At 54.6% G+C, this 291-nt stretch carries 1 protein-coding gene; it reads left to right on the top strand.

Annotation, left to right across the window (positions count from 1 at the left end; all coding sequences use genetic code 11):
* Window positions 1-291: hypothetical protein (locus K6753_RS14505; protein ID WP_223677173.1), on the top strand; the 291-nt coding region annotated here is incomplete at both ends.

Here is a 291-nt window from a genome sequence, read left to right as displayed (position 1 = left end):
GCCCGTCGCTCCTCAACCCCAGTATTTCGACCCTAATCAGCAGATTGCTTGGGCTTATCAACAGATGATGCTGCAGCAGGCCGCTATTGCGCAACAACATCATCAGAATCAGTTCATGGCGGAATTGGGAAGAGCGCGAGCCAACTCAAATCCGCAACAGAATGACTTCTTTCCCGCCCAATCACAGGTACCCATGATCCCAGGATTCCCGTTCCAGAGTGGTACTCCTCCCGCTCATCCTGGATACAACGGTTCCCCTCAGTCCTTCCGTCGCGGTCCTCAGGGTCACCA

The sequence above is a fragment of the Novilysobacter selenitireducens genome (genome assembly GCF_020026895.1).
GTDB lineage: Bacteria > Pseudomonadota > Gammaproteobacteria > Xanthomonadales > Xanthomonadaceae > Lysobacter_C > Lysobacter_C selenitireducens.
The sequence above is the reverse complement of the archived record's forward strand: the minus strand, read 5'-3'. Positions and strand labels throughout refer to the sequence as shown.